This window comes from Eubacterium sp., from assembly GCF_057858645.1.
On record NZ_DBLZZO010000050.1, the window covers coordinates 1 to 3,883 of the forward strand.

Genomic DNA, 3,883 nt, shown 5'->3' on the forward strand with positions numbered 1-3,883 from the left:
TATAATATCAAATGCTTCTTTATCTGTCAACACTTTTTTTGTCATTTATAGTGTAATTTATAGTGTAAAAAGTATAATTTTTTCTTTTATGCTTGCATAAAAGGAAAAATTTGTATTTTTTACACGCCTTCTCACGAGCCTATAAGCTCTCTAACGGAGAGCGATATGCGATTGAGGGGGCAAATTGCGAGAGCACTTATGTGCGGAGCAATTCGTATAAATGACTTTTCATTTACACTTCATCAAACTGTGCCCTATATAAGCTGTAATATACACCTTTCTTTTCTAAAAGCTGCTTATGTGTCCCCTCTTCTATTATATTTCTGTTTCCAATAACAAATATTCTATCCGCTTTTTTAATTGTAGACAATCTATGTGCTATAACAAAAGATGTTCTTCCTTTTAATATTTCTTCTATACCTTTTTGTACAAGCAATTCTGTTTTTGTATCAATGCTGGAAGTTGCTTCATCTAATATTAAAATTTTAGGTTTTGATATCATTGTCCTTGCAAGGGCTATTAATTGTTTTTGTCCTACAGATAGACCGCCTCCTCTTTCACTTAATAATGTATCGTATCCATTTTTTAATTTCATAATAAAATTGTGCGCGTTTACTGCTTTTGCAGCCTCTACAACTTCCTGATCAGTTGCATCTAATTTGCCATATTTTATATTTTCGCTAATTGTACCTGAAAAAATAAAATTTTCCTGTGTCATAATACCCATTTGTTGTCTAAGACTTTCAATGGTAACTTTCTTTATATCATAACCATCAATAAGAACTCTTCCACTATTTGTTTCATAAAATCTACTTATGAGATTTATAATTGTAGATTTTCCTGCTCCGGTTGCTCCAACTAAAGCAATAGTTTCACCTGCTTTTATTTCAAAATTAACATTTTCTAACACATTTTCACTATCACTGTCGTATGCAAAAGTTACATTTTCAAATTTTACATTTCCGTTAATTGGAGGTAATTCTTTGGCTCCATTTTCTTCTAGAATTTCAGGTTCAGTGTCTAACACTTCAAAAATTCTTTCTGCACCTGCTATATTTGTGGTAATTTGATTGTAAAAATTGCTTAAATTATTTATCGGTTGCCAAAACATGTTTATGTATGTTCCAAAAGCTATAAAAGTTCCAACTGAAATATTGTCTGCTTTTAAAATAACTATTCCGACAAAGTACAATGAAATGCATCCCAGGCCCCAGGACAAATCTATAATTGAGCCAAAACAATCACTCATTCGTATTGCATTTTTAAATGATGTTTTATGTTCTTTTACTAATTGGTCAAAAGTTTCTTCAGTTTCTTTTTCTCCACAAAATCCATGAATAATTTTCATACCAGACATATCCTCATGTAAAAATGCATTTAGGTTTGAGGACTTTTTTCTGAAAGTCTGCCATCTGGGATGGGCTTTTATTTGTATATACGAAATTGAAATTGCCATAAGTGGTGTTGTAATCAAGGCTGCTACTGCTAATTTAGGATTTTTTGCAAACATAATTACAACTACTGCCACAACAGTTATGAAATCCGGTATTAATGTTGTGACGCAATTAGATAAAACATCCTTTAATGAGTTAATATCTCCTATAATTCTAGATAATATTTTTCCTGTAGGTCTGCTATCGAAAAATTTGAATCCTAACTTCTGAATATGAGTATATAGCTCCTGTCTTATTGTTAGAAGAATACTGTTACACATTTTTGCCATTACATACATTCTTATTTTTATTGCCAAAGTTGCAAGCAAATTCAGTAAAAGTGTTATAATCAAGATTTTATATAACCCTTTATAGTTACCAACAGAAATATAGTTATCTATGGCTTCTTCAATAATCAACGGATTAATCAATGATATAGCAACGCAATATCCCATTAGTAATAACACCAGTATAATTATCAATTTATAATTCAACAAATATGAAAATAATCTTTTTAATGTTTGTAATTTATTTTTTTCAACACTTTGTTCATCTTCTTTATATGAATTAAATGCCATTTTTCTTTTCCTTTCTATTAATTTATTGTTCCATATTGAGATAAATAAGTTTCGTAATATAAGCCTTTCTTTTTTATTAAAGAATCATGTTTTCCTCTTTCGCTTATTTTACCGTTCTCTAAGACTATTATTTCATCTGCATTTTTTACAGCACTAATTCTATGGGTAATTATTATTTTAGTAATATCATTATACTTTTCTAATACTTTCTGTATTTTCTGCTCTGTTTCTGTATCCAACGCCGATGTAGAATCGTCTAAAATAAGTATTGGTTTATCTTTGGCAAAAGCTCTGGCTATACTAATTCTTTGTTTTTGTCCACCAGACAAACCTACGCCTCTTTCCCCAATTACTGTTTCATATTGTTGTTCTAATCTCTCTGCAAATTCACTAACCTGTGCATTATTTGCCGCTAACTTTATTTCTTCAGCATCTAATTCATTCTTCTTTCCCAATTTTATATTCTCATTAATTGTATCTGAAAATAGAAAAACATCCTGCATTACCGGAGCAATACTCCCCCTAAGTTGTTTAATGGTAAGGTTGCGTATATCAACTCCATCTAATTTTATACTTCCCTGGGTAACATCATAGAATCTTAAAAGCAAATTAATAATTGTACTTTTACCGGATCCTGTTTCGCCCATAATACCTAATGTTTTACCAGGATTTAAATCAAAGCTGACATTTTCCAAAATATTACTACTTTCATTTTTCTTAAAGGAGACATTTTCAAAAGTAACTCTTCCCTTTACTTTTTCAAGCACAACGGGATTATTTATTTCTTTAATTGATGATTTTTCTTTATAAATTTTTTTGATTTTTTTATTTGACGCAATAGCTGACGAAAAACTGTTAGTAAGCCAGCCTAACATTTCCATTGGCCAAACTATATTATTTGAATACTCTACCATTGCACTTAACGAGCCAATTGACAAATTTCCGTCAATAACTATTTTTCCACCTACTAACAATGTTAATAGCGGAAGTATTTTTGTAACAACTGAAAAAAATGGATAATATTTCACGAAAACTTTTGATTGTTTCATGTTAAGTTCATAGTATTTATTATTATGAGATAAAAATTTTTTGATTTCATATTTTTCTCTCGCAAAAGCTTTTACCGTTCTTACTCCTGCAAGATTTTCTTCTGCAACTGTATTTAATTCTGCATTTTCTTCACTAATTTCTTCATAAACTGCCCCTAACTTTCTTTCCATAATTACTGCAATACATCCGCAAAAAATCATGGCAAGTGTTGGGATTATTGCCAACTTCACATTGATTCTATACATACAAAATAGAACAATTGCCGTATGTATTACCACCTCGATTAACAACATACTAACATAACTAAGCCCATCCCAGATTTTATCAATGTCATCCTTAACTCTAGACATTAATTCCCCTGTATCAGTTTTGTCAAAAAAATCTTCACTTAAATTCTGAATACGTACAAAAAGGTCCTTACGCATGGAACTTCCAATATCCGAGCCAAGACAATCAAAGGTGTATTCTTTAATGTATTGAAATATACATCTTCCCACGCCGATTAGAAAAATACCTAAAAGCAAATATTTTAACTCTGCAATATTTTTTCCTACAATTACATCGTCTATGATATGTTTTGTAAACTGTGGAGACATTAAATCAAGCGTTACAGCTATAATCATTGAAGTAATTGCTAAAAGATATTTTCCTTTATGTTCAAATATATAATTAGAAATTTTCTTCATTATTCCTCCTCTTTTTTGTTCTATTTTTGAGTACAAAAAAAGAGATATCACATGGGTGATATCTCTTATGCCGGTGACCGGAATCGAACCGGTACTGTGTTGCCACAACAGGATTTTAAGTCCTGCGCGTCTGCCA

2 protein-coding genes are annotated in these 3,883 nt (G+C 30.7%); both read right to left on the reverse strand.

Going from position 1 to position 3,883, the window contains the following annotated elements:
- Positions 1 to 232 precede the first annotated feature (232 nt).
- The gene (locus ACZM4J_RS12070) at positions 233 to 2,011 is read right to left on the reverse strand and encodes an ABC transporter ATP-binding protein (protein WP_428244541.1); all 1,779 of its coding nucleotides are present in this window, start codon (positions 2,009 to 2,011) and stop codon (positions 233 to 235) included.
- 17 nt (positions 2,012 to 2,028) lie between these two features.
- Positions 2,029 to 3,747 (reverse strand): ABC transporter ATP-binding protein, encoded by a 1,719-nt coding sequence (locus tag ACZM4J_RS12075; RefSeq protein ID WP_428244540.1) that lies wholly within the window; start codon positions 3,745 to 3,747, stop codon positions 2,029 to 2,031.
- Positions 3,748 to 3,883: the final 136 nt, after the last annotated feature.